Consider the following 24,930-nt stretch of genomic DNA (forward strand, 5'->3'; position numbering starts at 1 on the left):
AAGGGCGCGCCGCGCCACCTCCCCATCGCTTCGCGACAGGGAGGAGACATCAACCCTCTCGGCCCTGACGCGTTAGGAAGCTCATGCCTCCCGAAATCATCGCCGTCACCCGCCAGATCCGCGCCCTGTGGCACCGGTTCGACTGGCTGCCCGAATGGGCGGTCATCGGCCTGGTCCTGCTGGTCTTCGTCGGCGGCGGCTGGCTGACGCACAAGATCGTCTTCGCCATCCTGCGTCGCGTCGTTCGGAACAAGGATCTCTTCTGGCGCGGCGTGGTCGAACGCGCCCGGGTCAAGCTGCGCGTCCTGATCATCATCATCGGCATCGGCATCGGCGTGACCGTCTCGCCGATGGATCCCGGCCCGTCCGAGGATATCCGCAGCGCTCTGCTGTTCCTGTTCATCCTGACCCTCGGCTGGATGGCGTCGGGCGTGCTCGACATGTGGTCGGTCATGCATCTCAAGCGGTACAATATCGCCGTCGAGGACAATCTGCTGGCCAGGAAGCACCTGACCCAGACCCGCATCCTGCAGCGGGTCGCCAAGGTCGTGCTGTTCATCGTCACCGTGGGCCTGGCCCTGATGACCATCGCCGGCTTCCGTCAATGGGGCGTCAGCCTGCTGGCCTCGGCCGGCGTGGTCGGCATCATTGCCGGTCTGGCGCTTCAGCCGATCCTGACGAACATGGTCGCCGGCATCCAGATCGCCCTGACCCAGCCCATCCGCCTGGACGACGCCGTCATCGTCGAGAACGAGTGGGGCAATGTCGAGGAGATCACCTCGACCTATGTGGTGGTCAAGCTGTGGGACTGGCGCCGGATGGTGCTGCCCCTGTCCTACTTCATCACCAAGCCGTTCCAGAACTGGACGCGCGAGAACGCCCGCCTGATCGGCGTCGCCTTCTTTTACGTGGACTACGAAGCGCCCATCGACCGGCTGCGCACCGCCTTCGAGGGCATCGTCAAGGCGTCCAAACACTGGGACGGCGACGTGCAGGTGATGCAGGTCACCGACATCACCGAACGCGTGCTTCAGGTGCGCTGCCTGGCCAGCGCCCGCTCGGCCCCGGTCGCCTTCGACCTGCGCTGCGAGATCCGCGAGAAGCTGATGGCCTTCATGCGCGACGAATGCCGCGAAGCCCTGCCGCGCGACCGCATCGAATGGCCGCAAGGGTCGGACAAGCCCGCCGAGGGGGCCGTCAGTCCGCCAGCGCCCTTTGTCCCTGGCTGATGGCCTGGTGCAGCGTCAGCGCCTGGGCCAGCCGTTCGGCTCCGCAGGCGATGGCCAGCAGCTCGGCTGCATCCCCGCCCGGCGCGGCGTCATAGGCCGGGGCGGCGTCCGGGGTCGCCGGCCCTTCTGTCCCGTCCGCCTTCAAGGAGGAGAAGTCCAGCCGATCCACCGTCCTCGCGCGGCAGTCGAACGCCCACCGCGACCAGCCTCCGACATAGGTCACGTCTCCGACCTTGAACCCCGCCTCGGTCACCTGCAGTTCCCGCATCCGCGCCACGTCGCCCTCGCGTTCGATCGAGGCCGCGTCGGCATAGATGGCGAACCTTCCCACGCCGGTCGGGACCAGCTGAGGATCGGCGAGCGCGAGCAGCAGGGCGATCATGCGATCAGGGTCTCCGCCTGTTTCAGGTCCACGCTGACCAGCTGGCTCATGCCGCGTTCGGGCATGGTGACGCCGTACAGCCGGTCCATCCGGCTCATGGTCACGGGGTTGTGGGTGATGACGATGAAGCGGGTGTCGGTGCGGCTGCGCATCTCGTGCAGCATCCGGCAGAAGCGGTCCACATTGGCGTCGTCCAGCGGCGCGTCCACCTCGTCCAGCACGCAAACCGGCGCGGGGTTGGCCAGGAAGACGCCGAAGATCAGGGCCGCCGCGGTCAGTGCCTGCTCGCCGCCGCTCATCAGGCTCATGACCGACAACCGTTTGCCGGGCGGGCAGGCGTAGATCTCCAGCCCCGCCTCCAGCGGGTCGTCGCTCTCGACCAGCTTCAGCTCGGCTTGGCCCCCGCCGAACAGGGCCTCGAACAGCGTTTTGAAGTTGGCGTTGATCACGTCGAACGCCGCCACCAGCCGCTCGCGGCCCTCGGCGTTCAGCTCGTCGATGCCGTCGCGCAGCTTGGCGATCGCCTGGGTCAGGTCGATCCGTTCCGACTTCATGCTGTTCAGCCGCTCGCCGTATTCGACCGCCTCGTCCTCGGCGCGCAGGTTGACGGCGCCCAGGGCCTCGCGTTCGCGCTCCAGCCCATAGAGCAGGCTCTCGGCGCCGGCGGCGTCGGGCGGGCGGGCGATGGCGTCGTCGGTCAGCTTCTGACCCAGCTCCTGCGGCGACATCTGCGCCGTCTCGCGCAGGGTGGTTTCGGCCTCGGCCAGCTTCTCGGCGGCGGCCTCGGCGCGGGCGGCCAGGCCGGCGCGCCCCTCGCGGGCCTGCGACGCGGCGGTCTCGGCGGCGCGCGATGCACGGTCGGCCTCGGTCGCCTGGGTCTCCGCGACAGCCATGGCGTCCGACGCCGCCTGTTTCCTCTGTTCGGCGGCGACCAGCGTGTCCAGCAGCTTGCCGCGCTGTTCGGCGAAACCCTGAGGCGCGACCTCGGCCTGTTTCAGCAGAGCGGCCGTCCGGTCGGCGTCCTTGGCCAAGACGGCGACGCGGCCGGCGCTGTCCCTGGAGCGCGTGACCCAGCCGTCACGCGCGCGGGTCAGGCTGCCCAGCCGCTGCTCACGGCCCTGACGGTCGCGAGCCTCGGCGTCGCGGTCCGAGCGGGCGGTCTGGGCCGTAGTGCGGGCGGCGTCGGCCGTGGCGCGGGCGGCGGTCAGTTCGTCGCGCAGGTCGGCGATCGTCTCGGACGGGGCGTCGGTGGTCTGGGCGGCGTCCAGGGCGGCTTGCGCCTCGGCTGCGTCGGCCGCCAGCCGGCTCACGGTGTCGTCCAGCGCCTGGGCGCGGGCCTCGCGGCGGGCCTGCTCGCGGGCCAGGGTTTCCACGCGGTCGCGGGCGGCGGTCACGGCCTTGTCGGCGGCGAAGGGCTTCAGGCGTGCGGCCTTGACCGTCTCTTCGGCGGCGCGAAAGGCTTCCGTCGCCGACTTCAGGGCCGCCTGTGCCTGATCCAGCGCCGGTCTGCCCTTGTCGATCTCGGCTTCAAGCTCGGCCAGGCGCGTGCGCTGGGCCAGGCGTACGGCGGCCGGGCGGGGCGCCTCGGCGCGGCTGACAAACCCGTCCCAGCGATAGAGGTCCCCTTCGACCGTTACCACGCGCGCGCCGGGAGGCAGAAGCCCCGCCAGCCGGGCCGCGTCGGCCTTCGGCGCCACGCCGCAAAGAGCGAGGCGCGCGGTCAACTGTGCCGGCGCCTGAACATGATCCGAAAGCGGCGTGATACCGGCGGGCCAGGACGGGGGGCGCGCATCCGCCCCGCCCCAGTAGGCGGCGGCTTTGGCGTCCAGCGCCGCGTCCAGATCGTCGCCCAGCGCGGCGGCCAGTGCGGCCTCGTAGCCCTTGTCGGCCCGCACCTTGTCCAGGGCGGGGGGATGGTCGCGCTTGCCGGTGACCAGCAGTTGGGCGAGGCCGCGCGCCTCGGTCTGAAGCCGGCCCAACCGGTCCTCTGCGGCGCGGGCGGCGGTCCGGGCCTCCTGTTCGGCGCGGGCTAGGTCGCCGCGTGTAGACTCGGCGGCCTCGACGGCGTCGCGCGCCGCGGCGAGGTCGGCCTGCGCCGCTACCAGCGCCTGGCGGGCGGTCTCCAGCTCAGGCGTTTCCAGCGGCCCCAGAGCCTCGCGTTCGCGTCGGGCCTGATCGTGCTGGGCGGTGACGCGGGCCAGTCGGGCCTCGGCGTCGCGCTTGCGGGCCGTTTCGGCGTTCGCGCGGGCCTCGACGGCGGCCAGCATGCCCGCCAGCCGTTCGACCTCGCCGTCGGCGGCTTGGCGAGCGTCCTCGGCGGCCGCCAGGGCCTTGTCCAGTTCGGGGCCGCGTTCGGGAGCGGCGGCGATCTCGGCCTTCAACCGGTCCAGTTCGTTCTCCAGCCGGTCCAGTTCGCGCTGGGCGTCGGCGGCCATGCCGTCTTCGCGCGCGGCGTCGGCGGCGATGCGGGCGGCCTCGGCCTTGAGGCGATCCACTTCCGCGCGGGCCGCCTGTTCAGCCATGTCCAGCCGATCGCGCTCCAGGCTGGCGCGGTGCAGCAGGGCGGAGGCGACGGCGTCCTCCTCCCGCGCGGGCTTCAGGGCTTCCTGGGCGGAGAGGGCGGCCGTCTGGGCGGCGGCGGCGGCGGTCGTGGTGTCGGCCACCGCCCGGTCGGCCTCACGCAGTTCGGCGGCGGCGGCCTCTGCGGCCAGACGCGCGTCGTTCCAGCGCACATAGAGCAGGGCGGCCTGAAGGGCGCGGATCTCTGCCGAGATCTTCTTGTACTTCTCGGCCTGGCGAGCTTCGCGCTTCAACCGATTCAGCGCCGTCTCAAGCTCGCGGCCGATGTCGTCCAGCCGGGCCAGATTGGTCTCGGCAGCCTTGAGGCGCAGCTCGGCCTCGTGCCGACGGGTGTGCAGACCGGCGACGCCGCCCGCCTCTTCCAAAATGCGGCGACGGTTCTGCGGCTTGGCGGCGATCAGTTCCGAGATCTGGCCCTGACGCACCAGGGCGGGCGAGTTGGCGCCGGTCGAGGCGTCGGCGAACAGCAGTTGCACATCGCGGGCGCGCACCTCCTTGCCGTTGATGCGATAGGTCGAGCCCTGACCCCGGTCGATCCGGCGCGACACCTCCAGCACGGGGCTGTCGGTGAAGGGCTGGGGCGCGCGGCGAGCCGCGTTGTCGATGGTCAGGCTGACTTCGGCGTGGCTGCGCGGGGGGCGGCCGGCGGCCCCGGCGAAGATGACGTCGTCCATGCCCTGGCCGCGCATGGCCTTGGCGGAATTGGCGCCCATGACCCAGCGCAGGCTTTCAAGGACGTTGGACTTGCCGCAGCCGTTGGGGCCGACGACGCCGGTCAGGCCGGACTCGATGTGCACCTCCGCCGGATCGACGAACGACTTGAAGCCGACGAGCCGTAGGCGCTGGAACTGCATCGTCCCGACGGACTACCGAAGCAGCGGATCGACGGCGGTCGACAGGGCCTCCAGCGAATGCTCCATCACCATCGTCCCGTTGACGAAGAAGGTGGGCGTGCCGGTGACGCCGGCGGCGCGCGCGCCTTCGATCTGGGCGTCGAGGGCCGCGCGGATGGTCGGGCCGTTCAGGCAGGCTTCGATCTGCTCGCGGGTCTTGCCGCTGGCGGCGATGCCGGCCGCGAACCAGGGCTGGGCGCCGGTGGTCTGCAGGTTGGCCTGATCGCGCATGAAGACGGCCGCCACGTCGAAATAGCGTTCGGGTGCGGCGCACAGGGCGACCGCAGCCGCGGCGGCGGCGACATTGGCGGGCGCGGTCGGCAGGTTGCGGTGAACCAGCCGGACCTTGCCGGTATCGATGTATTTGGCCTTGAAGGCCGGCAGCACGGTGTTGTGGAAGTCTGCACAGTGAGAGCAGGTGAAGGACGCGTATTCGATAACCGTCACCGGCGCATTCGCCCGACCCAGGATATGATCCTGGGCCGTGACGGGCGGGGGTGCATCGGCGGCGAGCGCCGGCGTCGCCAAGCCGCCGGACAGGGCGGCGAGGGCGAAACCGGCGGCGATGAAGGCGCGTCGCATCATCTGATTAGGCCTCGGTTACTTGGCCAGGGCCGCGTCGATTGCGGTGGACAGGTCGGCCAGGCTGGCGCCTTCGCCGCCGGGCGAGATGACCTGCGTCTCGTTGACATAGAAGGCGGGGGTGCCGGTCACGCCCTGGGCGCGGGCGGCCTGGACGCGCTTCTCCATGGCGGCGACAGCGTCCTTGTCGGTGACGCAGTCGTTGAACTGCTGCTCGGACAGGCCGGCGGCCTGGGCGGTGCGCAGCAGCCAGTCGCGCGGCGAGGACGTCAGCATCTCCTGCTGGGTCGCCATCAGCTGGTGAACCACGTCGAAATACTTGTCCGGACCGGCGCAGCGCGCGACCAGGAAGCCGGCGGTGGCGGCGTCGACCGGCGGGGTCGGCAGTTCGCGGAAGACGTAGCGGACCTTGTTGGTGTCGACGTATTTGGCCTTGAACGCCGGCCAGGTGTTCTTCTGCCACAGGGCGCAGTGGGGGCAGGTGACCGAGGCGTATTCGACCACGGTGACGTTGGCGCCTTCAGGCGCGCCCAGACCCATGTCGCCCTCGGCCGCACCCTTCGCGCCGCCGCCGCAGGCCGCCAGAGCCATGGTCGCCAGTGCGGCGCCGGTGATGGCCGCACGACGGCTCATGCGGGCGAAGCGGGATTCAGTGTCGGCCATGAATGTTCCTCGGATCGAATCGTTGGCGATGATCACGCGATTCCCCGGGAATGGCGCAACCCTGAACTAGTCTGGAACAGGTGCGGCGAAGTTTTGTCAACAGCGCCCTATCCGCGCGCCCAGGCCCTATCGATCGCCGGCGCGGGGATGAAACTTTGCGGCCTGTCCTGGCGCGGCGGCGGATCGCTTATGCCTTGCTGGATGAAGCGCATCGCCGACAGCAGTCCGGAACGCGAGAAGGGCTTGGGGATCACGCCATGCGCGCCCAGGAAGTCCTCGGGGATCATCTTGGGGTTGGCGGTCAGGAACACCACGGCGGTGGACGGCCAACGGTCCTTTATCAGGCGACACACGTCCAGACCGCTGGAGTTATCCGCCAGCTGGATGTCGACGAAGGCGACGTCGGGCGGCCCTTGGAGCGACAGCGACTCGACCTCGCTCAGAGACATGGCTTCTCCGACCAACCGGTGGCCTTCGTCCTCAAGCATCGCCTCGAGGTCCATCACGAGCAGGGCCTCGTCCTCGACGACCAGGATGTCGAAGTGGGGCCCGGCGGCGCGCACCTAGCCGCTCACGGGGAAGTCGACGACCGCGCGTGTGCCGGGGTCGGCTGGCAGCCACAGCGTCTTGCCGCCGATCTGCTTTGAAAGACAACCGATCAAAGTCTTGCCCAATCCCTGATGCGCAGCGCCGGGAATGCCGGGGCCGTCGTCCTGAACAACGACCTGGCCACCTTGTTCCATCTTCCTGGCTAAGACGATCAATCGGCCGCCTCGATCCTCGGGGAAGGCGTGCTTGATCGCATTGGTCAGCAGCTCGTTGATGATCAGGCCGATCGACGAGGCGTGGGTCGACGGGATGAACATCGGCTCCACATCGACGGAGACCTCGATGTCGGTGCGTCCGGTCGATCCGATCACATCGGCGACCAGGGTGTTGGTGAAGGCGCCGACGTCGAACTGGGTGACGTCCTCGGACTGATAGAGTTTGCGGTGAACGGTCGCCAGGGCGTCCACCCGCTCCAGCATGGAGTCCAGGGTTGCGGTCAGGGCCGGATCGGACAGGGAGCGCGATTGCAGCCGCAGCAGCGAGCCGATCATGGTCAGGTTGTTCTTGACCCGGTGATCGACCTCATGAAGCAGCAAGGTCTTGGCGGTCAGGGCTTCCTGGAGATCGGCGGTGCGGGCGGCGACTTCACGCTCGACCAGAGCCTTCTGCTTTTCGACATAGGCCTTGGCCTCGACGCGATCCGTGACGTCCAGCTGGGAAGCGAAGAAATATTCGATATCGCCTTGGGCGTTGCGCACCGGGCTGATGAACAGGGCGTTCCAGAAGGTGCTGCCGTCCTTGCGATAGTTCAGCAGATCGATGTGGATGTCGGTTCCGGCTTCCAGGGCGTCGCGGATCTTGGCCACGGCGTCCCGGTCGGAGTCGGGTCCCTGAAGAAACCGGCAGTTCTGGCCGATGATCTCGTCGCGTTCATAGCCCGTCAGATCCTGGAAGGCCTTGTTGGCGAAAACGATGGGATTGTCGTCACGACGCGGGTCGGTGATGACCATCGGCATGCGCGTGCCGCGTATGGCGGCGGCGAACGGGTCGCCACGACCGATCTCGTGTTCGACGACATCGGTCAGTCGCCAGTCGTCTTGTTGCTTCATCGGGGCTCGGAATCCAGGCGCGCGACCAGGATATGCCGTGCGGATATTTGTCTTTTTACAGCCCCTTCCTACAGCACGCCGGGGCCACTGCCAACCGAGGCGCAGGGGGTCAGTCGGGCTTGATCCCGGGGCGCGACAGGGCGACGCGGCCGAGGCGCGCCAGGGCGGCGCGTAGATCGTCGGGGGCTGCGGCGATGGAGGCGGCGAGGTCGGCCTCGGCCTGGGCGGGCAGGGGCGGCGGCTTGGCGCTGCGTTTGGGGCGGGCGGCGGCTTCTTTGAGCGGGGCGACCGGACCCTGGGCGATGCGCAGACGATCCACCGTCCCGGCGCCCAGGAACAGGTTGACGCGGGCCAGGATGTCCTCGGACTGGTGCTGGATCAGCAGGGCGGCGGCGCCGGCGACGCGCAGCTCCAGCACGCCGGGCGCGCCGCCCTTGCCCTTGGTCAGCTTCTGCGGGCGGGTGACGCGGGCCAGGCGATCGCCGACGATCTCGCGCCAGCGAGGCTCCAGCGCGCCGGCGCCGCGTCCGAACTGCTCGTCCAGCTTCTTGATCAGGGGCGTCAGCGCCTTGCCCGCGCGCGGCGCCGACCGGGGGACCGGACGGGTGCGGCGGCGAGACAGGATCTCGCGGGCCTCGGCGTCTGTGGGCAGCGTGCGGCGCATGGGTTTATATAGCGCGACCGATGCCTGACGTCTCTCCCGACATAGACCTGATCCGCTCCCGGCTGCTGGCCTGGTACGACGCCCATGCGCGCAGCCTGCCGTGGCGAGCCGCCGTCGGCGCGCCGCGGACCGAGCCGTACCGTGTCTGGCTGTCGGAGGTCATGCTGCAGCAGACGACCGTGCCGCATGCGACGCCGTATTTTCACGCCTTCACCACGCGCTGGCCGACGGTCTCGGACCTGGCGGCGGCCGAGGATGCGGAGGTGATGGGGGCCTGGGCGGGGCTGGGCTACTATGCGCGTGCCCGCAATCTGCTGGCCTGCGCGCGGGCGGTGGCGGGCGAGCATGGCGGGGTGTTTCCGGATACCGAAGCGGCGCTGCTCGCGCTGCCGGGCGTGGGCGCCTATACGGCCGCAGCCGTCGCCTCCATCGCCTTCGACCGGGCGGCCAATGTCGTGGACGGCAATGTCGAGCGGGTGATGGCGCGTCTGTTCGCGGTCGAGACGCCGGTCCCCGCCGCAAGGCCCGAACTGAGGCGGTTGGCGGGGCTGTTCGTCACCGATGAGCGGCCCGGAGACTGGGCGCAGGCGTTGATGGACCTGGGCGCGACGGTGTGCCGGCCGAAGTCACCGTCGTGCGGGACCTGTCCCGTGGCCAGCGAATGCCTCGGCTTGGTCACGGGCGATCCGGCCCGGTTTCCGATGAAGGCCAAGAAGGCGGAGCGGCCGCATCGGCGGGGCATCGCCTATGTGCTGGTTGACGACCAAGGGCGGGTCGCGGTCGAGACGCGACCCGAAAAGGGGCTGCTGGGCGGAATGCTGGGCCTGCCGACCAGCGATTGGGCGATAGACGAGCCTGCTGCGGCAGCGCCGATGGAGGCCGACTGGCGCGAGGCGGGGGCTGTGGAGCACGTCTTCACCCACTTCAGCCTGACGCTGACGGTGATGATCGCGCGCGTCGATGCGGGCGGTCCCTATCGCTGGATGCCGATCGAGGCGGCGCGGGCCGCCCTGCCGACGGTCTTCGCCAAGGCGCTGGATCGGGCGAACACGCCCGATCTGTTCGGCTGAATCCCTATCGCAACGTGCGGATCGAGACCTTGCCCTGCTTGTGATGCGGGATGACAACCGCGCGGCCGTCGGCGTGCTGGATGTTCAGATCCACGACGGCGCCGCCGACTTCCAAGCCGGTGATCTTCAGACGATCCAGACCGGCGGGCAGGACGGGATCGGCCAGATCGACCGTCTCGGTCCAGGCGTCGATGGACAGGCCCAGGGTCGCCTGAAGCATCAGGAAGACCGATCCCGCCGCCCAGGCCTGGGGCAGGCAGGCGACCGGATAGGCGATGGGCGGCTCGCCCGGCTCACGCGGGAAGCCGCAGAACAGTTCGGGCAGCCTCAGGTGGAAATGGGCGGCCGCCGCGTAGATCTCGGCCAGAATTTCCGCGACCGCATCGCGCTCGCCGTAGGCGGCCATGCCGGCGGCGGCCATGGCGGTGTCGTGCGGCCAGACCGAGCCGTTGTGATAGCTCATCGGATTGAAGCGGGCCTGTCCGACCTCCAGGGTGCGGATACCCCACCCGGTGCGGAACTCGGCGGTCAGCAGGCGTTTGGTGACGCGTCGCGCGCGTTCAAGCGACGGCAGCCCGGTGAACAGCAGATGGCCGGCGTTGGAGGCGATGGCGCGACATTGCTGGCCGTCGCCGTCGAGGGCTACGGCATAAAAGCCCTCGTCCTCCATCCAGAACTTTTCCTCGACCAGGGAGCGGACCTGTTCGGCGCGCATCCGCCATTCGGTCGTGCGGTCGTCGTGCAGGCGCTCGCCCAGATCACCCAACGCTTTCCAGGCGGCGAAGGCGTAGCCCTGAACCTCCAGAAGCGCGATCGGACCCTTGGGGAAGCGACCGTCGGCGTGGAAGATGGAATCCTCGGAATCCTTCCAGCCCTGGTTGGACAGGCCGGTGTCGGCGCCGCGCTGGTAGTCGATCAGGCCGTCATTGTTGCTGTCGCCATAGTCGCGCATCCAGTCGACGGCCGCGATCAGATTGGGCCAGAGCTTGCGGATCAGCTCCAGATCGCCGGTGCGGTTCGCGTAGGCGCCAGCCAGGGCCACGAACAGACAGGTGGTGTCGACCCCGCCGTAATAGAGGCCGAACGGCACCTCGTGCAGGGCGCTCATCTCGCCGCCGCGCGTCTCGTGCATGATCTTGCCGGGCTGGCTGTCCCGATAGAGCGAAATCTCCGTCGCCTGGCGCGAGGCCAGATAGGTCAGCACGCCCTTGGCCAGCGACGGATCCAGCCAAAGCATTTGCCAGGCCGAAATGATGCCGTCGCGTCCAAACGGGGTCGAGAACCAGGGCGTGCCTGCATAGGGATAGGGGCCGGTCGGCAGGTCCGTGGTCAACAGCGCCATGTCGGCGCGCGACTGATCCAGCCAGTCGTTGAAGCGCGGGCTGCGCGGGCCGCGCACCGAGGCGCCGCGCCGGCGTTTGGCGCGCATGGCCAGGCGGGCCTGGATGGCGTTCTGGCGCCAGCGATCGGCGTCCGGCGTCTCGCAGGCGTCCACGCCGCATTCGATGAACAGATCCAGCGAGCGGCCCTTTGGCAGGCTGAACATGAACTCCGCGCGCTGATGCGTCAGGCGCGCGGGCGGTTCGGAAAAGGCGATGCAGCTGGACCGATCCACGTCGTCCAGGCCGGTGTAGCGGAAGGTGACGCGGCGACCGTCGGTGGTCGGCGTGTGGATCGTGCCGCACTTGGCTCGCGGCGTGCCGCGCACCTGGAAGATATCGAAGAAGTCCGCGCCGAAGTCGAAGGCCAGCGGCAGCAGGATGTCCTCAACCCCGTGGTTGACCATGCGGATGCGCTCGAACATCCGCCGGTTCCAAAGGAAACGCCGGCGCTCGATATGCAAGACGCCGGCCGGCGCCGACCGGCCGCCCATCGGGGGCAGGGGACGGTTAGTGGTGTGGCAGGAGAAGAAGACGTTGTCCTGGCTGACGCCGGACGACAGGCGCGACGGCTTCAGCAGACCGACCGTCATGGCCCAGCGCGACAGGACGCGGGTGTCGCCCGCGAACAGGCCGTCGGCGCCGCCCTTCATGTCGCCCCATCCGTCCGCGACCAGGAAGGTATCGCCTTCCTTCAGCGCCACCAGCTGTTCGAGACCCGTGGCCTCGACCGATTCACCGGCGGTCAGTTGAGTGGAATAGGCGTCGTCCATGCGGTCTCTTCCCCGTCGTTGTGAGGCCTCGGCCGAACGTGTCGCACCCGAATGCGGCGCTCAGGGGCCGCTTGCAGACTTTAATGGGCAAGTCGCCGAGGGGTTCAGGCGAACCTGTGCTTTTTCATCGGGAAACGACCCGAGAGAGTTACTTGATCAAGCGTACGACGCCGATAGACCGCGCGATGTCGCGGAAGGCGGCTTCCAGAGCGGCGCTGTCTTCGGCCAGGAAGGCATGGTCGGAATCGGTGGCGCAGGTCCTCAGCAGATTGCGTCCGTTCTGCGTCGGCACGTTGAGGCCGACGGTGAAGACCTCGATCTTGTTCGACTTGGCATAGGTGCAGATCGAACCGAAATCGGCATCCGTCGCCGCCAGCTCATTGGCTTTGTTCGTGGCGACGTGCGCGCCGTCCGAGGAGCGGTAGCGCAGGGTGTTCACCCCGTCGGTCATCAGCACCAGAATCTTGCGCGGCGTGCGGTTCGCGGGATCGTAGGCCCCGGCTTCCTGGAACGGCGCGGTGGGCGACAGCAGATTGATGCCCCAGATCAGGCCGGATGGAATATGCGTCTCGGGTTTGTAGCCGCCGACATTGATGACGAGGTTTTTGATCGCGTTCAAAACGCTGGATTTGCTCTTGGACAGGGGGCTGACCGCATTCAGGCAACTCTGGCCTGTCGTCAGGAAACCCTTGTAGGGCGTCGCCGGCGACTGGTCGTTCAGCCGCGTCGTGCCGACGTTGCGCGAATAGACGCAGCCGAACCACTTGTAGCTGACGTTGCAAGCATAGGGAGGGACGGTGACCGTCTTGACCACCTGATCCTTGTAGCAGGTGCCGGTCTCGCTGACGCCGTCGCGCACGGTGGTGCAAGGATAGGGCGTGCCGCCGCTGTAGGTGGTCTTTGTGGTGCAGGTGCGCTCCTGAACATAGTCGTCGGGCACGGAAATCCACGGGGCCTTGCGATTGGCAATCCCGACATTGACGTAATCCGCATAGGGCACGACGCCGATCGAGACCTCATCGCTTTCGGTCGCCATCAACTCGTTGACCAGCAAACTGGCCGAGGTCTTCAGCGCATCGATCCGCTTGATCGACCGGCTGTCCTTTTCGCTCATGGACCAGGTGTTATCGAGCACCAGGACGGTCTCGATCTTCTGCGCCACGCCGCGTGTCGCCTCGGACAGGGCGTTGATGTCGAACTGTTTGACGCCGGCCAGACCCGCAAAGATGGGTTTGACCCCGCCCTTGAAGGTCACCCTGACGATTTTGCCATCGACATATTGGGTGCCGGTCCTCCAGCCGTCGATCAACTGGCCGGTCTTCAGATTGGCCTCCAGATAGGGACCGCTGACCGCTTCCAACTCCTTGACCGTCTGGGCGCGGGACGCCGCAGCGCCCAACGCTGCTGCGTCGAGCGCTTCCTGCACCTGGTTCCTGACTGAGACATAGCGATTGATGTCGATAGCCAGGCCGACCATCAGTGCCAGGCCCATGGCGGACAGGGCGAAGAAGGTCGCGATGTTGCCCGCGGTATTCCAGCGCAGATGCGCCAGCCGCCTCATCGCTGTCCATTGCATAGTGGTCGCCCCGATTTGGGACGACCGTAATGGATAAGCTTAACTTTTGGGTGAACGCCGTTACAAACTCAGGATTGCAATGGCGTTCCGACCGAGTTGGATTCAGGCGGTGGCGGCGAAGCTGCGCTCTTCACGCGGACGCAGCGGGGTGACCACGTCATCCAGCGCGGTCTCCGCGAACGGGCGACGCGCCAGCAGATCGCCGTAGACGTCCAGATACCGGCGCGCCATGGCGGTGGCCGAGAACCGCAGATCGAAGCGTGCGCGGATGGCCTCGCGGTCCAGCAGATGCGCGCGCCCGGCGGCGGCGATGGCCTGTTCCATCGTGTCGACCAGGAAGCCGGTGGCGCCGTCCTCGATCACCTCAGGCGTCGAACCGCAGCGGAAGGCGATCACGGGGGTGCCGCAGGCCATGGCCTCGATCATCACCAGTCCGAAGGGCTCCGGCCAGTCGATAGGGAAAAGCAGGGCCTCGGCGCCGCCGAGGAAGGCGGACTTCTGATGGTCGCCGATCTCGCCGATGAATTCGATCAGCGGATTGCCCTCGACCAGCGGGCGGATCGTCTCCTCCCAATAGCGTTTGTCGGCGGCGTCCACCTTGGCGGCCATCTTCAGGCGCTTGCCCAGTTTGGTGGCGATCTCGATGGCGCGATCCGGGCGCTTCTCGGGCGAGATGCGACCCAGGAAGGCCAGATAGCCCTCCGACTTCGGCGAGAAGATGTATTGTTCGCCGGGCATGCCGTGATGAACGGTGGCCTTCCAGTTGGCGAAATGCAGCGGCTTGCGCTGGTCGTCGGAGATGGAGACCAGGCCGAACTCGCTCCAGCGCTTATAGACGCCGGGCAGGTCCTTCATGTCCAGGCGACCGTGCAGGGTCGTCAGGGTCTTGTCCGCGCATTTCTGAAACAGCGGAAAATGGACCATGTCGGTGTGGAAGTGGATCACGTCGAACTCGTCGGCGCGGTCCAACACTTCACCCAGCATCGACAGGTGGGCGGCGAGATCGGATTTCAGCGGCGCCGGATCCAGACGGATGGCCTGATCGCGCACGGGCACCAGACGGGCCTTGGTCTGGGCGTCGGCGCTGGCGAACAGCGTCACGTCGTGACCCAGATCGACTAGGGCGTGGGTCAGATGCGCCACCACACGCTCCGTGCCGCCATACAGCTTGGGAGGCACGGCCTCATACAGAGGGGTGATCTGCGCGATTTTCATGGTGATGTGCTCCGACACCGCATCCTGGCGGGCCGTTGACATCAATGGTCTCGCAACTGCGAAGTTCCATCGCAGCTCGTGAATTTTCACATAGGTTTCGGGGGGTTACAGCGACGCTGACCAATATTGAGTGTGCGAAATCGTACGTATTGGCGACGGATTGCCAGCTAAGTGATTGATGTGGCTTACGTGACGCGCGGTCGCAGCGGCTCACATCGCGGCGCGAACTTCCGAGCGCAGGGCGTCGATGGATTTCAAGCCCTGGTCGGTCTTGAAGCGCCAGTAGGTCCAGCCGTTGCAGGCCGGCGCATTTTCAAGCAGCGCACCCAGCTTGTGGATCGAGCCGCTGAGCGAGCCGTGAACCAGCGAACCGTCCGCGCGAACCCGCGCCTCGCGCTCGCCCTTTGGGCAGTACAGGCGGTCGCCGGGTTGCAGCAGGCCGGCCTCGACCAGGGCGCCGAACGGCACCTTGGGCTCGGCGCGTTTGGAGCCTGTGACCATCAGGTCTTCGGGGCGGGCAGGGATGACCGAGGCGATGCGGGTTTCGGCGACCTCGGCATAGGTCTCGTCACGCTCGATGCCGATGTAGTGGCGGCCGAGGCGTTTGGCGGCCGCGCCGGTGGTGCCGGTGCCGAAGAAGGGGTCCAGGATCACGTCACCGGGCCGGGTCGCCGACAGCAGCACACGGTGCAGCAGGGCTTCGGGCTTCTGGGTCGGATGGGCCTTCTTGCCGTCGGCGTCCTTGATCCGCTCCTCGCCCGTGCACAGGGCGAAGGTCCAGTCCGAGCGCATCTGGGTGTCTTCGTTGAAGGCCTTCAGCGCATCATAGTTGAAGGTGTAGCGCTTCTGATCCCGCGACTTGGCGGCCCAGATCAGGGTCTCATGGGCGTTGGTGAATCGGGTGCCCTTGAAGTTCGGCATCGGGTTGGACTTGCGCCAGATGATGTCGTTCAGCACCCAGAAGCCCAGATCCTGGATCGCCGATCCCAGGCGGAAGACGTTATGATAGCTGCCGATCACCCAGATCGAGCCCTCGGGCTTCAGCACGCGGCGGCATTCCGCCAGCCAAGCGCGGGTGAAGGCGTCATAGTCAGCGAAGCTGGCGAACTTATCCCAGTCATCGTCGACCGCATCGACCTTGGAATTGTCGGGGCGCAGCAGGTCGCCGCCCAGCTGCAGATTATAGGGCGGATCGGCGAAGACCATGTCCACCGAGGCGTCGGGCAGGCTTTTCAGCACTTCGATGCAATCGCCACGGTGAATGACGTCGGTCTTAAGCTCGGACATGGAACGCGGCCCCGCAACAGTGAGACCGCTATGGTGAATCCTTGTGGTTAAGGTGGATTAAACGGCAGGGTCAGCCGGACGCATATTGCAGTCCGACCGCACCATCCACAGCCTTCTCGGGCCAGCGTGTTCCTGATTTGTTCCATTCATGCTCTAACCGTTTGCGGCGGTCGGCGGCGTGATGGAGGATCAGATGAACGACGGAATCCTGGCCCATATGATGGCCGAACTGGATGCGGAGCTGGCGCGGGCGGAACCGTCCTTGCCCGCCCATCCCGAACATACGCGCCAAACGGAGATCATGCGCGCCCTGGCCCTGGGGTTGGGAAACTTCGAGCGGATGCGGGCGCACGACGTGCATCTGCTCGCCGCCAGCCTGTCGCCGCGATCGGCCTGATCCGGCGTCAGGGCTTGCGCTTGAACGTGTCACCGATCTCGGCGGCGTCCGGGCCGTCCGGTCCCGCGCTTTGGCGCTCGGCCTGACCGACCGCCTTCGTCGCCTCGTCAGAGGTCAGGACGTCCGGCTTGCCGGCCGGATCGGCGCCGTTTTCTTCACGACCCTTGGTCTGTTCGCGGTCCATGGTGCTCTCCCTTGTTGGGAGAGGTAGCGCGATGGAGAGCGGCGCGTTCCGTCAGCCGGCCGTATTGACCTTCGCCACCACCGACATGCCGGGCGCCAGACGCTCGGCGGCGGGCTGGTTTGGGTCGATACGGATGCGGACCGGGATGCGCTGGGCGACCTTGGTGAAGTTGCCGGTGGCGTTGTCGGGACGGATGACGCTGAACTCCGACCCTGCGGCGGGGGCGATGCGTTCGACATGGCCGCGCAGGGTCTGGCCGCCCAAGGCGTCGACGGTGATCTCGACCGGCTGGTCGACGCGGATATTCTTCATCTGCGTCTCCTTCATATTGGCCGTGACCCAGACCACGTCCGGCACCAGGCCCATCAGTTGGCTCCCCGCGGTCACATACTGGCCCTGGCGCACGCCGATCTCGCCCAGACGGCCGGCACGGGGCGCGACGATGCGGGTGTTGGCCAGGTCGATCTGGGCCAGCCGCACGGCGGCCTGGGCGTTCTCGACGGCGGCGGCCAGGCTGTCGCGGCCGACGACGGCGGAGGTGACCCCGGTCTGGGCGATGCCCTCGGCGGCGCGGGCCTGGGCGACCTGGGCCTGGGCGCTGCGCAGGGCGGCCTCGGCGACGTCCACATTGGCCTGGGCGACCCAGCCGCCGGCTTTCAGGGTGCGGGCGCGATTGGCGTCGGCCTGGGCCCGCGTCAGTGTGGCTTCGGCGGCGGCGATGGAGGCGCGCTGCTGGGCCACCGATCCGCGCGCCGACGCTTGGGTCTGGGCCGAGTTGGACAGGGCCGCCTGGGCCGAGTGCAGGCTGGCCTCAGCCTGCTCCAGCCGCTGGCGATAGATGCGGTCGTCCACTTGGGCCAGCAGCTGCCCCTGTTGGACGGTCTGGAAGTCCTGGACCGGCACGGCCGTGACATAGCCGTTCACCTGCGGGCTGATGATCGTCACCTGGCCGCGCACATAGGCGTTGTCCGTGCGCTGGATCGCGCCTCGGAAGGGCGGCAGCTGCCAAGCGTACAGCACCATCAGAACGCCCAGCAGGGCGACCCCGGCGGCGATGAGGGTCCACATGACGTTCTTCTTCGGCGCGAGCGGAGCGGCGGCGGGCGCCTGCGGGGCAGCGGGGGCGGTCTGGGCAGGGGCGGTCTGGGCGGCGTCGGTCATTGTGGGTCTCGGTTCAGTCGGCGGCGCCGACGGCGGCGGTCTGGACCGCAGCGTCTGCAGTGTTGTTTTTGGCGTCGCGGCGCGCCTTCCAGCGCGGCCGCAGATGGGTGACGGTCACCCAGGCGGAGCCCAGGGCCGCGATCACGGCGATGACCAGAAAGACGTCGTTGTAAGCCAGCACATTGGCCTGTTGCGTCACCTGTCGGCCCAGCAGCACGGCGCCCTCGGCGTTCGCCAGTGCGGGGTCCGTTATCGTGGAGGCATAGGCGCCCGACAGCTGACGCAGCCGCAAGGCGACCTGCGGGTCCAGCGCCGAAATCCCGGCCGCCAGCTGGTTGGAATGGTATTTCTCGCGGATGATCTGAAGCGTTCCGGTCAGAGCCGAACCCGCCAGACCGCCGACGTTTTGAAGCACGCTGAACATGACGATGAAGCTGATCAGGTTCTGCTTGCCCTGGGTCAGCACCTTGACGATGCCGATCATCAAGGCCGGGCCGATGAACATGGCCGAGGCGAAGGCGATCAGGGCCTGGCTGAAATACAGCTGCGCCGGGCGCGTCAGGACCGTCGAATGGCTGTCGATCCAGGCGCCGACCGCGATCAGCGCCAGGGCGATGGCGATCGGCTTGTTCAGCTTTTCCATATTCAGGGTGAAGGCGCTGACCAGGGTGCCGGCGATCATCGACAGCAGGATGACGACGAACAGGCCGTGAAGCTGATCCGGTCCCAGGCCGACGACGGTCAGGAAGCCCACCGCGCCGGAGGTCTGTTCCGACAGCACGATGCGGATCAGCAGGATCGCCCCGAACAGGCGCAGCAAGTCTGGCCCTGTCAGCCAGCGGGTGTTGATCAGCGGGTTCTTGCGATTGTGCTCGACCAAAAAGGCGGCGGTCAGCAGGATGACGGACCCGATCAGGGCCCAGCCGATCCAGGCGGCCTGCGTCCACCAGACGATCCGCCCCAGACCCAGAGCCGCGCACAGCAGGGCCACGCCTGGCGCAAACAGGGCGAAGGTCAAAAAGTCCAGCCGGTCGAACACCCGCAGCCGCTCGGACGGCGGCAGCTTGACCACCTGCACCGCGCCCCAGGCGACCAGGCACAGGCCCAGCTCGAACAAATAGAAGGCGCGCCAGTCGCCGAGCTGGAGCAGGCCGGGCATGACCAGGCGCGAAATTGGCACGGCGAAACTGGCCAGACCGATGCCGATGATCAGCCCCTTCAGCCGGTGTGCGGCCGGGAAGGCCTGGATGATGTAGAGGAAGCCCAGGCTGGAAAGGCCTGCGCCCGCCATGCCGGCGATGGCCCGCACCAGCAGGGTCGATTGATAGTTGTCGACGAACAAGTGGGCGGTGCAGACCAGCACGAAGGCGCCCAGGAAGATCTGGGTGAACAGGCGCAGGCCGTACTGCATCCGGAACTTGACCAGGATCAGATTCATGCAGGCGTTGGTCATGACGAAGACGACCGGCAGCCAGGCGGCCTCGGTGATCGTGATCCCCAGCGAGCCTTGCAGGTTCTGGATGTTGGCGGTGACGGCGGCGTTGCCGAGCGATCCGACCATGGCGACCAGCAGGCCGGTCAGGGCGTACTGGATCCGCATCGGCCAGGAGTGATCGGGCGTGGCGGGCGAGCCGGGCATCATCGGCCGCTCGTGCGGTTTCAGCGTCTCGACATACTGTTCCCAGGGCAGGTGCCAGTTGTTGCGGGCCATCAGCGCGGCCCCCCGCGGGGCTTCAGCCCGTCCAGGACAAGCGCGCGGGTGCGCAGCGACACCGCCTGGCGCTCGGCTTCGTCCGCGCCCTGAAAACCGGCGCCCAGCAGGGTGGCGATCAGACGGATGTCCATCGGCCGCAGATCCTCCCTCACCAGGCCAGCGGCCTGGGCCCGCTTCAGCGGTGCGGCGCCCGCCTCCATCAAGCTCTGCCGCAACGGTGTAAGCGCATCTGGCGACCGCACGTTCCGCACGACGCCGGCTAGTCCCGCATTGCGCACCATGTCCTCGGCCAGCCGGTCCAGAAACCAGAAGAAGGCCTGCGGATCATCGCCCTGTTCGGCGGTGCGCCGACCCAGGTCCGCGACGTCGGCCTCCAGAACCGCCAGAGCCAGTTCCGTCCGGTCTGAGAAGTGCCGATACAGGGTGCCGCGCCCCACCCCAGCCCGCTCGGCGATCAGATCCAGCGGCGCATCCAGCCCCTGGTCGGCGAAGACCGCGCGCGCGGCCGCCAGCACCGCCGCCCGGTTCAAAGCGGCGTCCTTGCGGACAGGTTTATCGGCAGGGCGCGTCATGGTGAGGCGCGTAAATGGACACGACTGTCCGTTTTGCAAGGGGCGGCTAGAGCGCTTTTTCCAGCACCACGAAATCCAGCTCGGGCCGGGACGGATCGACGGGGAAGGGGCGGGTCTCGCCGGTCGGGGCGTAACCGCGTCGTTCGTACCAGGCGATCAGTTCGGTCCGGCGGTGGATGACGGTCATTTCCATGCGACGGGCGCCGAAACGCGCGACCGCTTCGCTTTCGGCGGCCGCGAGCAGGCGACGGCCAAGGCCGGACGCCTGCAAGGTCGGCTCGACCGTCAGCATGCCGAGATAGGCCAGGTCGTCGCCGACGTGGGCGACCTGGACGCAGCCGATCAGCGCGCCGTCGCGATGGGCCAGCAGGATGACCCGGTCGGGATCGGCGATCAGGGCCGACAGCTCCGCTACGCTGGTGCGATCATCGAACAGCAGGTCGGCCTCATGCGTCCAGCCGGCCTTGGCCGTTTCGCCGCGATAGGCGCGCTCGATCAGCGGATGCAGCGAAGCGACGTCGTCGGACGTCGCCGCGCGGATGGCGATCTGCGTCACCGGCTGACGCCCAGCTCCGTCAGCAGATGATCCATCCCATAGACGTCGCGCAGGGCCACGGTGACGGCCTGGGTGGTGACGATCACGCTGCGGTTCGTGTTGCGATCGTAGCCATAGGCGTTGCGCTGGGTCAGGACGGTGGAATCGAAGTTGGCACCGATGATCTCGCCTCGGGCGTTGACCGCCGGCGAGCCGGACGAACCGCCGATGGTGTCGGTCGAGACGGCCATGTCCATCACCGCGTTCGGGTCGATCCGGTCCTTGGCGGCCATCAGCTTGGGCGCGACCTTGAACGGTTCGGCGCCGGTGGCGCGGTCCCACAGGCCGGCGAAGGTGGTGAAGGCGCCGAAGCGCTGGCCCGGCACGTCGGAGCCTTCGACCTTGCCATAGGTCAGGCGCAGGGTACCGGTGGCGTCGGGATAGACGGCGTCGCCATAGGCGGCGAAACGAGCGGCCGCCAACTGTTCCGACGCGCGGTCGGTCGGAGCCTTGACCTTATTCTCCCATTCGGTGCGGACGGCGCGGGCGTCGGCGTCGATCGACAGCACATACTGGATCATCGGATCGTCCGACGCCTGAACCGCCGCCAGACCGCCGGTCCACAGGGCGCGACGCACGGCCGGATCGGCCAGCTTGGTGCCCGAGACGACGCGGGCCGACAGCTCCTCTGGGCTTTCCTTGCCCAGCAGGGTGCGCACATAGGGGCTGTCCACCGTCAGCCATTCGCGCGTCTTGGACAGCCACCATTCCAGCCGGATCTGCTCCAGCTCGGGATAGGTCGGCCGCTCGGCGAACAGGCCGGATTCGACGCCCGGCAGGCGGCTGTCGGCGAACTCGGCCAGACGCTGGTCCGACGGCTTGGCCCGCTCCTGCGCGCCGCGCACGATGGCCTTGGCCCACTGGAACAGCTGCGATCCGCCGGCGACCGAGGTGGTGCCCAGGCCCGTGCCGCCTTCCAGCAGGGCGGTCGGCGCATACAGTTCGCGCGCGATGGGCTGGACTGCTTCCAGCGCACCCCAGGGATCGGGACCATTGCCGTTGGCGGCGGCGTAGCGCTGCATGAAATCGACCTCGGCCGCCGCCTTGGCCTGGATGAACTGGGCGTCGGTCAGGGCGCGCATACGGCCCAGGCCGCGCTTGTAGGTGTTCTCCACGCCCACGATCGGATCCATGGCGATGAAGGCCTGGTCCTCGCCCTCTTCGGAATAGCGGATCAGACGGCCGCGCAGCTCCGAGGCGATCAGCTGATCCAGCGGCAGGACCACGTCCCGGATCGTCGCCAGCTGATCCATCGTCAGCAGGCGCTGGGTGGCGCCGGGATTGCCGGTGATGAAGACGGCCTCGCCCTCGGTCGGCTTGTCGGCGTTCCAGGCGAAGTGGATCGGCGTCTCGACCGGCTTGCCGTCCTCGTACAGGCGGATGAAGGCGGCATCGATGGCGAAGCGGGGGAAGGAGAAGTTGTCCAGATCGCCGCCGAAGGTCGCGGCGCGGTCTTCCGGCGCCCAGGCCAGGCGCACATCGCTGTATTTGCGGTATTTGTAGAGTTTGAACTGACCGCCCCGGTACAGGCTGACGACCTGGCAGCGGATCTTGGGATCGTTGCCGCAGGCTTCGGTCTCGATCCGGCCGGCCTCGGCCTCGCGCGCCTGGGTGAAGGCCTGGCCCTCAAGCCCTTCGCCGGCCTTGTGCATCCGCTCGGTGACGTCGGAAATGTCGGTCAGGATCTCTGCCGTCGCGCCGGGGCATTTGCGCTCTTCCTCGCGCGTCTTGGGCGTAAAGCCCGTCTCGCCATACTGCTGTTGCGGCGTGGACAGGTTGGCCACGCAGGTGGCGACGCAGTGGTTGTTGGTCATCACCAGACCCTGGCCCGACACCACGCCCGCCGAACAGCCGCCGAACTTCACCGACGACAGCCGCACCCGATCCAGGAAGGCCTGATCGATATTGGTCCCCAGCGTCTGGTTGGCGCGGGCGATGGGGAAGTTGTCGTAGGTCCACATGCCTTCCTCGGCGCTGGCCGAGCTGGCGGCGGCGAAGGCGAGAACGGCGGCGGAAGCGAGGAGAAGGGAGCGCATGTGCGGTGTCCTTTAAGTCTCCTCCCCGCATTGCGGGGAGGTGGCGCGGCGCTTCTTCAGCGTCGTGACGGAGGGGCTCTCGGGCACTCTACAGGCGATCGTGCGGTGGTGAAGAGCCCCTCCACCGCTTCGCGGTCCCCCTCCCCGCGCAGCGGGGAGGAGACTTCTTCGTTGTCTTCTAGCGACGCACGCCCAGTTCGCGCAGCAGGCGCGGCTGATTGTAGACGTTGCGCAGGGCCTCGGTGATGGCGGCGGTCGAGACCGTCACCGTGCGGTTCAGCTCGGGGTCGTAACCGAAGCTGCCGCCCAGCGAGTGGATGTTGCCGTCGAAGGCGGCGCCGATGACTTCGCCCTTGGCGTTGATCACGGGCGAGCCCGAGTTGCCGCCGATGATGTCGTTGGTCGAGACGAAGTCATAGACGGTCGACTTGTTGACCTTGCCCTCGGCCGCTAGCCAGTCCTCGGCCGCGTTGAAGGGCTCGGCGCCGGTGTTGCGCTCGTACAGGCCGCCGATCTGGGTGAAGGGTTCGACCGTCACGCCGCGATAGGTCCAGCCCTTCACCTGGCCGTAGGACAGGCGCAAGGAGAAGGTCGCATCGGGGTACAGGTTGGTGCCGTAGACCGCGAACCGGGCCTGGGCGATCTTTTCGCCGGCGCGGCTGGTCGGGCCGGACACGGCCGATTCCCACTGGGTGCGCACGGCCTGGGCCGCATCGTCATTGGCCAGGACGAACTGGATCAGCGGATCGCCCGAGGCGGCCAGTTGCTCCGGCGTCATGGCCAGGGCCTGGGCGCGGAAGGCGGGATCGGCCAGACGCGTGCCGTCGACCAGACGCTCCGCGATCTGCTCGGGGCTTTCCTTGCCCAGCAGCGCCTTCACGTTCGCATTATCGACCGTCAGATATTCGCGGGTCTTGGACAGCCAGAAGTCGAGATAGATCTTCTCCAGGTCGTTCGAGATCGGCGTCTCGGTCGCCAGGCGACGGCCCAGCGAGGCGATGTCGGCGTCCGAATAGCCGGCGCGGCGTTCAGCGACGGGCTTGGCGCGTTCCTTGGAGGCGCGGACGATGGCCTTGGCGTAGCTGTACAGCGACGAGCGCTGACCGGCCGCCGATTCAAGCTGGCGATAGGGCAGATACAGGTCGCGCTGGGCGGTCGAGGCGCGCTCCAGATCGGCCCACGGATCGCCGATGCGTTGGGCCAGGGCCGGGTCGGCGGCGACGCGCTGGCGCAGCTCCTGCTCTTCACGACGCTTGGTGGCCATGAAGGCCGGGTCGGTCAGGGCGCCCTGCTGGCCGTAGTTGACCTTGAAGCCGTTTTCCAGGCCGAAGATCGGATCGACCGAGACGCGCTTGGCCTCTTCGCCAGTGGTCGAATACTCCAGCAGGCGACCGCGCAGTTCCGAGGTCTGGATCAGGCTGATCGGCAGTTGCTGGTCACGCAGGGTTTCCAGCTGGGCCACGGTCAGCAGGCGCTGGGTCGAGCCGGGGTTGCCGGCGACGAAGGTGACGTCGCCTTCCTTGGGCGCATTGGCGTTCCAGGTCAGATGGTTCGGCGTGGCGACCGGCTTGCCGTCCTCGTAGATGCGCAGGAAGCCGGCATCCAGGGCGTAGCGCGGGAAGTTGAAGTTGTCCGGATCGCCGCCGAAGAAGGCCGCCTGGAACTCGGGCGCGAAGACCAGGCGCACGTCGTCATACTTGCGGAACTTGTAGAGCTTGTACTGGCCGCCGCGGTAGAAACTGATGACCTGGCAGGTCAGCTTCTGGTCGTCGCCGCAGGTCTCTTTCTGGATCTTGTCGATCTCGGCGGCGCGGGCCTGGACGAAGGCGGCGCCCTCAAGACCGGCGCCGGCGCCGGTCACGCGGTCGGTGACGTCGACGATGTCGGTCAGGATCTCGGCCGTCTGGCCGGGGCACTTCTTCTCTTCCTCGCGGGTGGCGGGCATCCAGCCGTTCTTGACGTAGTCGTTCTGGGCCGTGGACAGGTCTTGAACGCACGACACGACGCAGTGGTGGTTGGTCAGCACCAGGCCTTCGTTCGACACCAGCGAGGCCGAGCAGCCCTGCAGGCGGACCGCGGCGTTGCGCACGCGGTCAAGCCACGCCTGGTCGATGTTGGTGCCATACTTCTCGTTCACCGTGGCGATGGGGAAGTTGTCGAAGGTCCACATGCCCTCATCGGCGCGGGCGGAGGTCGCGGGCGCGGACAGGACGGCGGTGGCGGCGCCGAGCGCGGCCAGAGAGGCGGTGAGACGAAGCGAGGGCAAGGACATGAAGGCGTGTTTCCCAGAGCGTGGGACGGCCTGTCCCATCTGTTATGT

21 protein-coding genes are annotated in these 24,930 nt (G+C 67.7%); 3 read left to right on the forward strand and 18 right to left on the reverse strand.

Annotation, left to right across the window (positions count from 1 at the left end):
* The first annotated feature begins 83 nt into the window (after positions 1-83).
* The gene (locus tag Q9R14_RS01315; RefSeq protein ID WP_091749403.1) at positions 84-1,229 is read left to right on the forward strand and encodes a mechanosensitive ion channel family protein; all 1,146 of its coding nucleotides are present in this window, start codon (positions 84-86) and stop codon (positions 1,227-1,229) included.
* Here the strand turns inward: Q9R14_RS01315 and Q9R14_RS01320 are convergent.
* From Q9R14_RS01320 to Q9R14_RS01350, 7 genes are all read right to left on the reverse strand, one after another.
* Complete coding sequence (locus tag Q9R14_RS01320) at positions 1,198-1,611, reverse strand: surface-adhesin E family protein (RefSeq protein WP_306003198.1); 414 nt, start codon at positions 1,609-1,611, stop codon at positions 1,198-1,200. The genes Q9R14_RS01315 and Q9R14_RS01320 overlap by 32 nt on opposite strands.
* Positions 1,608-5,045 carry a chromosome segregation protein SMC gene (smc, locus tag Q9R14_RS01325; RefSeq protein WP_306003199.1) on the reverse strand — a complete coding sequence of 1,146 codons (3,438 nt, stop codon included), beginning with the start codon at positions 5,043-5,045 and terminating at the stop codon, positions 1,608-1,610. Before smc ends, Q9R14_RS01320 begins: the two co-directional genes overlap by 4 nt.
* Before the next feature lie 12 nt (positions 5,046-5,057).
* The gene (locus Q9R14_RS01330) at positions 5,058-5,669 is read right to left on the reverse strand and encodes a thioredoxin domain-containing protein (protein ID WP_306003200.1); all 612 of its coding nucleotides are present in this window, start codon (positions 5,667-5,669) and stop codon (positions 5,058-5,060) included.
* Positions 5,670-5,684: 15 nt separating this feature from the next.
* The gene (locus Q9R14_RS01335; protein WP_306003201.1) at positions 5,685-6,329 is read right to left on the reverse strand and encodes a thioredoxin domain-containing protein; all 645 of its coding nucleotides are present in this window, start codon (positions 6,327-6,329) and stop codon (positions 5,685-5,687) included.
* Between the two features lie 107 nt (positions 6,330-6,436).
* Entirely contained in the window at positions 6,437-6,892 is a 456-nt protein-coding gene (locus Q9R14_RS01340) for a response regulator (RefSeq protein ID WP_242077084.1), read from the reverse strand.
* The gene (locus Q9R14_RS01345) at positions 6,893-7,987 is read right to left on the reverse strand and encodes a PAS domain-containing protein (protein WP_306003202.1); all 1,095 of its coding nucleotides are present in this window, start codon (positions 7,985-7,987) and stop codon (positions 6,893-6,895) included.
* A gap of 109 nt (positions 7,988-8,096) precedes the next feature.
* Complete coding sequence (locus tag Q9R14_RS01350) at positions 8,097-8,651, reverse strand: DUF721 domain-containing protein (RefSeq protein WP_306003203.1); 555 nt, start codon at positions 8,649-8,651, stop codon at positions 8,097-8,099.
* A 20-nt stretch (positions 8,652-8,671) separates the two neighbouring features.
* Between Q9R14_RS01350 and mutY the strand changes: the two genes are divergently transcribed.
* Complete coding sequence (mutY, locus tag Q9R14_RS01355; RefSeq protein ID WP_306003204.1) at positions 8,672-9,721, forward strand: A/G-specific adenine glycosylase; 1,050 nt, start codon at positions 8,672-8,674, stop codon at positions 9,719-9,721.
* A 4-nt stretch (positions 9,722-9,725) separates the two neighbouring features.
* Here the strand turns inward: mutY and Q9R14_RS01360 are convergent, their stop codons facing one another.
* From Q9R14_RS01360 to Q9R14_RS01375, 4 genes are all read right to left on the reverse strand, one after another.
* Positions 9,726-11,873 (reverse strand): amylo-alpha-1,6-glucosidase, encoded by a 2,148-nt coding sequence (locus Q9R14_RS01360; protein WP_306003205.1) that lies wholly within the window; start codon positions 11,871-11,873, stop codon positions 9,726-9,728.
* A 148-nt stretch (positions 11,874-12,021) separates the two neighbouring features.
* Positions 12,022-13,434, reverse strand: a complete 1,413-nt coding sequence (locus Q9R14_RS01365) for a VWA domain-containing protein (protein WP_306003206.1) — start codon at positions 13,432-13,434, stop codon at positions 12,022-12,024.
* Between the two features lie 117 nt (positions 13,435-13,551).
* Positions 13,552-14,664, reverse strand: a complete 1,113-nt coding sequence (locus Q9R14_RS01370; protein ID WP_306004103.1) for a glycosyltransferase family 4 protein — start codon at positions 14,662-14,664, stop codon at positions 13,552-13,554.
* A 210-nt stretch (positions 14,665-14,874) separates the two neighbouring features.
* Positions 14,875-15,951 (reverse strand): site-specific DNA-methyltransferase, encoded by a 1,077-nt coding sequence (locus Q9R14_RS01375; RefSeq protein WP_185225569.1) that lies wholly within the window; start codon positions 15,949-15,951, stop codon positions 14,875-14,877.
* 193 nt (positions 15,952-16,144) lie between these two features.
* On the opposite strand from Q9R14_RS01375, the gene Q9R14_RS01380 reads away from it, so the two are divergent.
* On the forward strand, positions 16,145-16,348 hold the full coding sequence (locus Q9R14_RS01380; protein WP_228763748.1) for a hypothetical protein: 204 nt from the start codon (positions 16,145-16,147) through the stop codon (positions 16,346-16,348).
* Between the two features lie 7 nt (positions 16,349-16,355).
* On the opposite strand, the gene Q9R14_RS01385 is transcribed toward Q9R14_RS01380, so the two are convergent.
* From Q9R14_RS01385 to Q9R14_RS01415, 7 genes are all read right to left on the reverse strand, one after another.
* Positions 16,356-16,532 carry a hypothetical protein gene (locus tag Q9R14_RS01385; RefSeq protein WP_306003207.1) on the reverse strand — a complete coding sequence of 59 codons (177 nt, stop codon included), beginning with the start codon at positions 16,530-16,532 and terminating at the stop codon, positions 16,356-16,358.
* A 51-nt stretch (positions 16,533-16,583) separates the two neighbouring features.
* Entirely contained in the window at positions 16,584-17,693 is a 1,110-nt protein-coding gene (locus tag Q9R14_RS01390) for an HlyD family secretion protein (protein ID WP_306003208.1), read from the reverse strand.
* 13 nt (positions 17,694-17,706) lie between these two features.
* On the reverse strand, positions 17,707-19,404 hold the full coding sequence (locus tag Q9R14_RS01395) for an MFS transporter (protein ID WP_306003209.1): 1,698 nt from the start codon (positions 19,402-19,404) through the stop codon (positions 17,707-17,709).
* Entirely contained in the window at positions 19,404-19,979 is a 576-nt protein-coding gene (locus tag Q9R14_RS01400; protein ID WP_306003210.1) for a TetR/AcrR family transcriptional regulator, read from the reverse strand. Before Q9R14_RS01400 ends, Q9R14_RS01395 begins: the two co-directional genes overlap by 1 nt.
* Positions 19,980-20,025: 46 nt before the next feature.
* On the reverse strand, positions 20,026-20,535 hold the full coding sequence (locus Q9R14_RS01405) for a GNAT family N-acetyltransferase (RefSeq protein ID WP_306003211.1): 510 nt from the start codon (positions 20,533-20,535) through the stop codon (positions 20,026-20,028).
* Complete coding sequence (locus Q9R14_RS01410) at positions 20,532-22,610, reverse strand: S46 family peptidase (RefSeq protein WP_306003212.1); 2,079 nt, start codon at positions 22,608-22,610, stop codon at positions 20,532-20,534. Before Q9R14_RS01410 ends, Q9R14_RS01405 begins: the two co-directional genes overlap by 4 nt.
* A gap of 178 nt (positions 22,611-22,788) precedes the next feature.
* Positions 22,789-24,882, reverse strand: coding sequence for a S46 family peptidase (locus Q9R14_RS01415; RefSeq protein ID WP_055806879.1), 2,094 nt, complete (start codon positions 24,880-24,882; stop codon positions 22,789-22,791).
* Positions 24,883-24,930 lie beyond the last annotated feature (48 nt).

The sequence above is a fragment of the Brevundimonas sp. C43 genome, from assembly GCF_030732185.1.
Lineage (GTDB): Bacteria > Pseudomonadota > Alphaproteobacteria > Caulobacterales > Caulobacteraceae > Brevundimonas > Brevundimonas diminuta_C.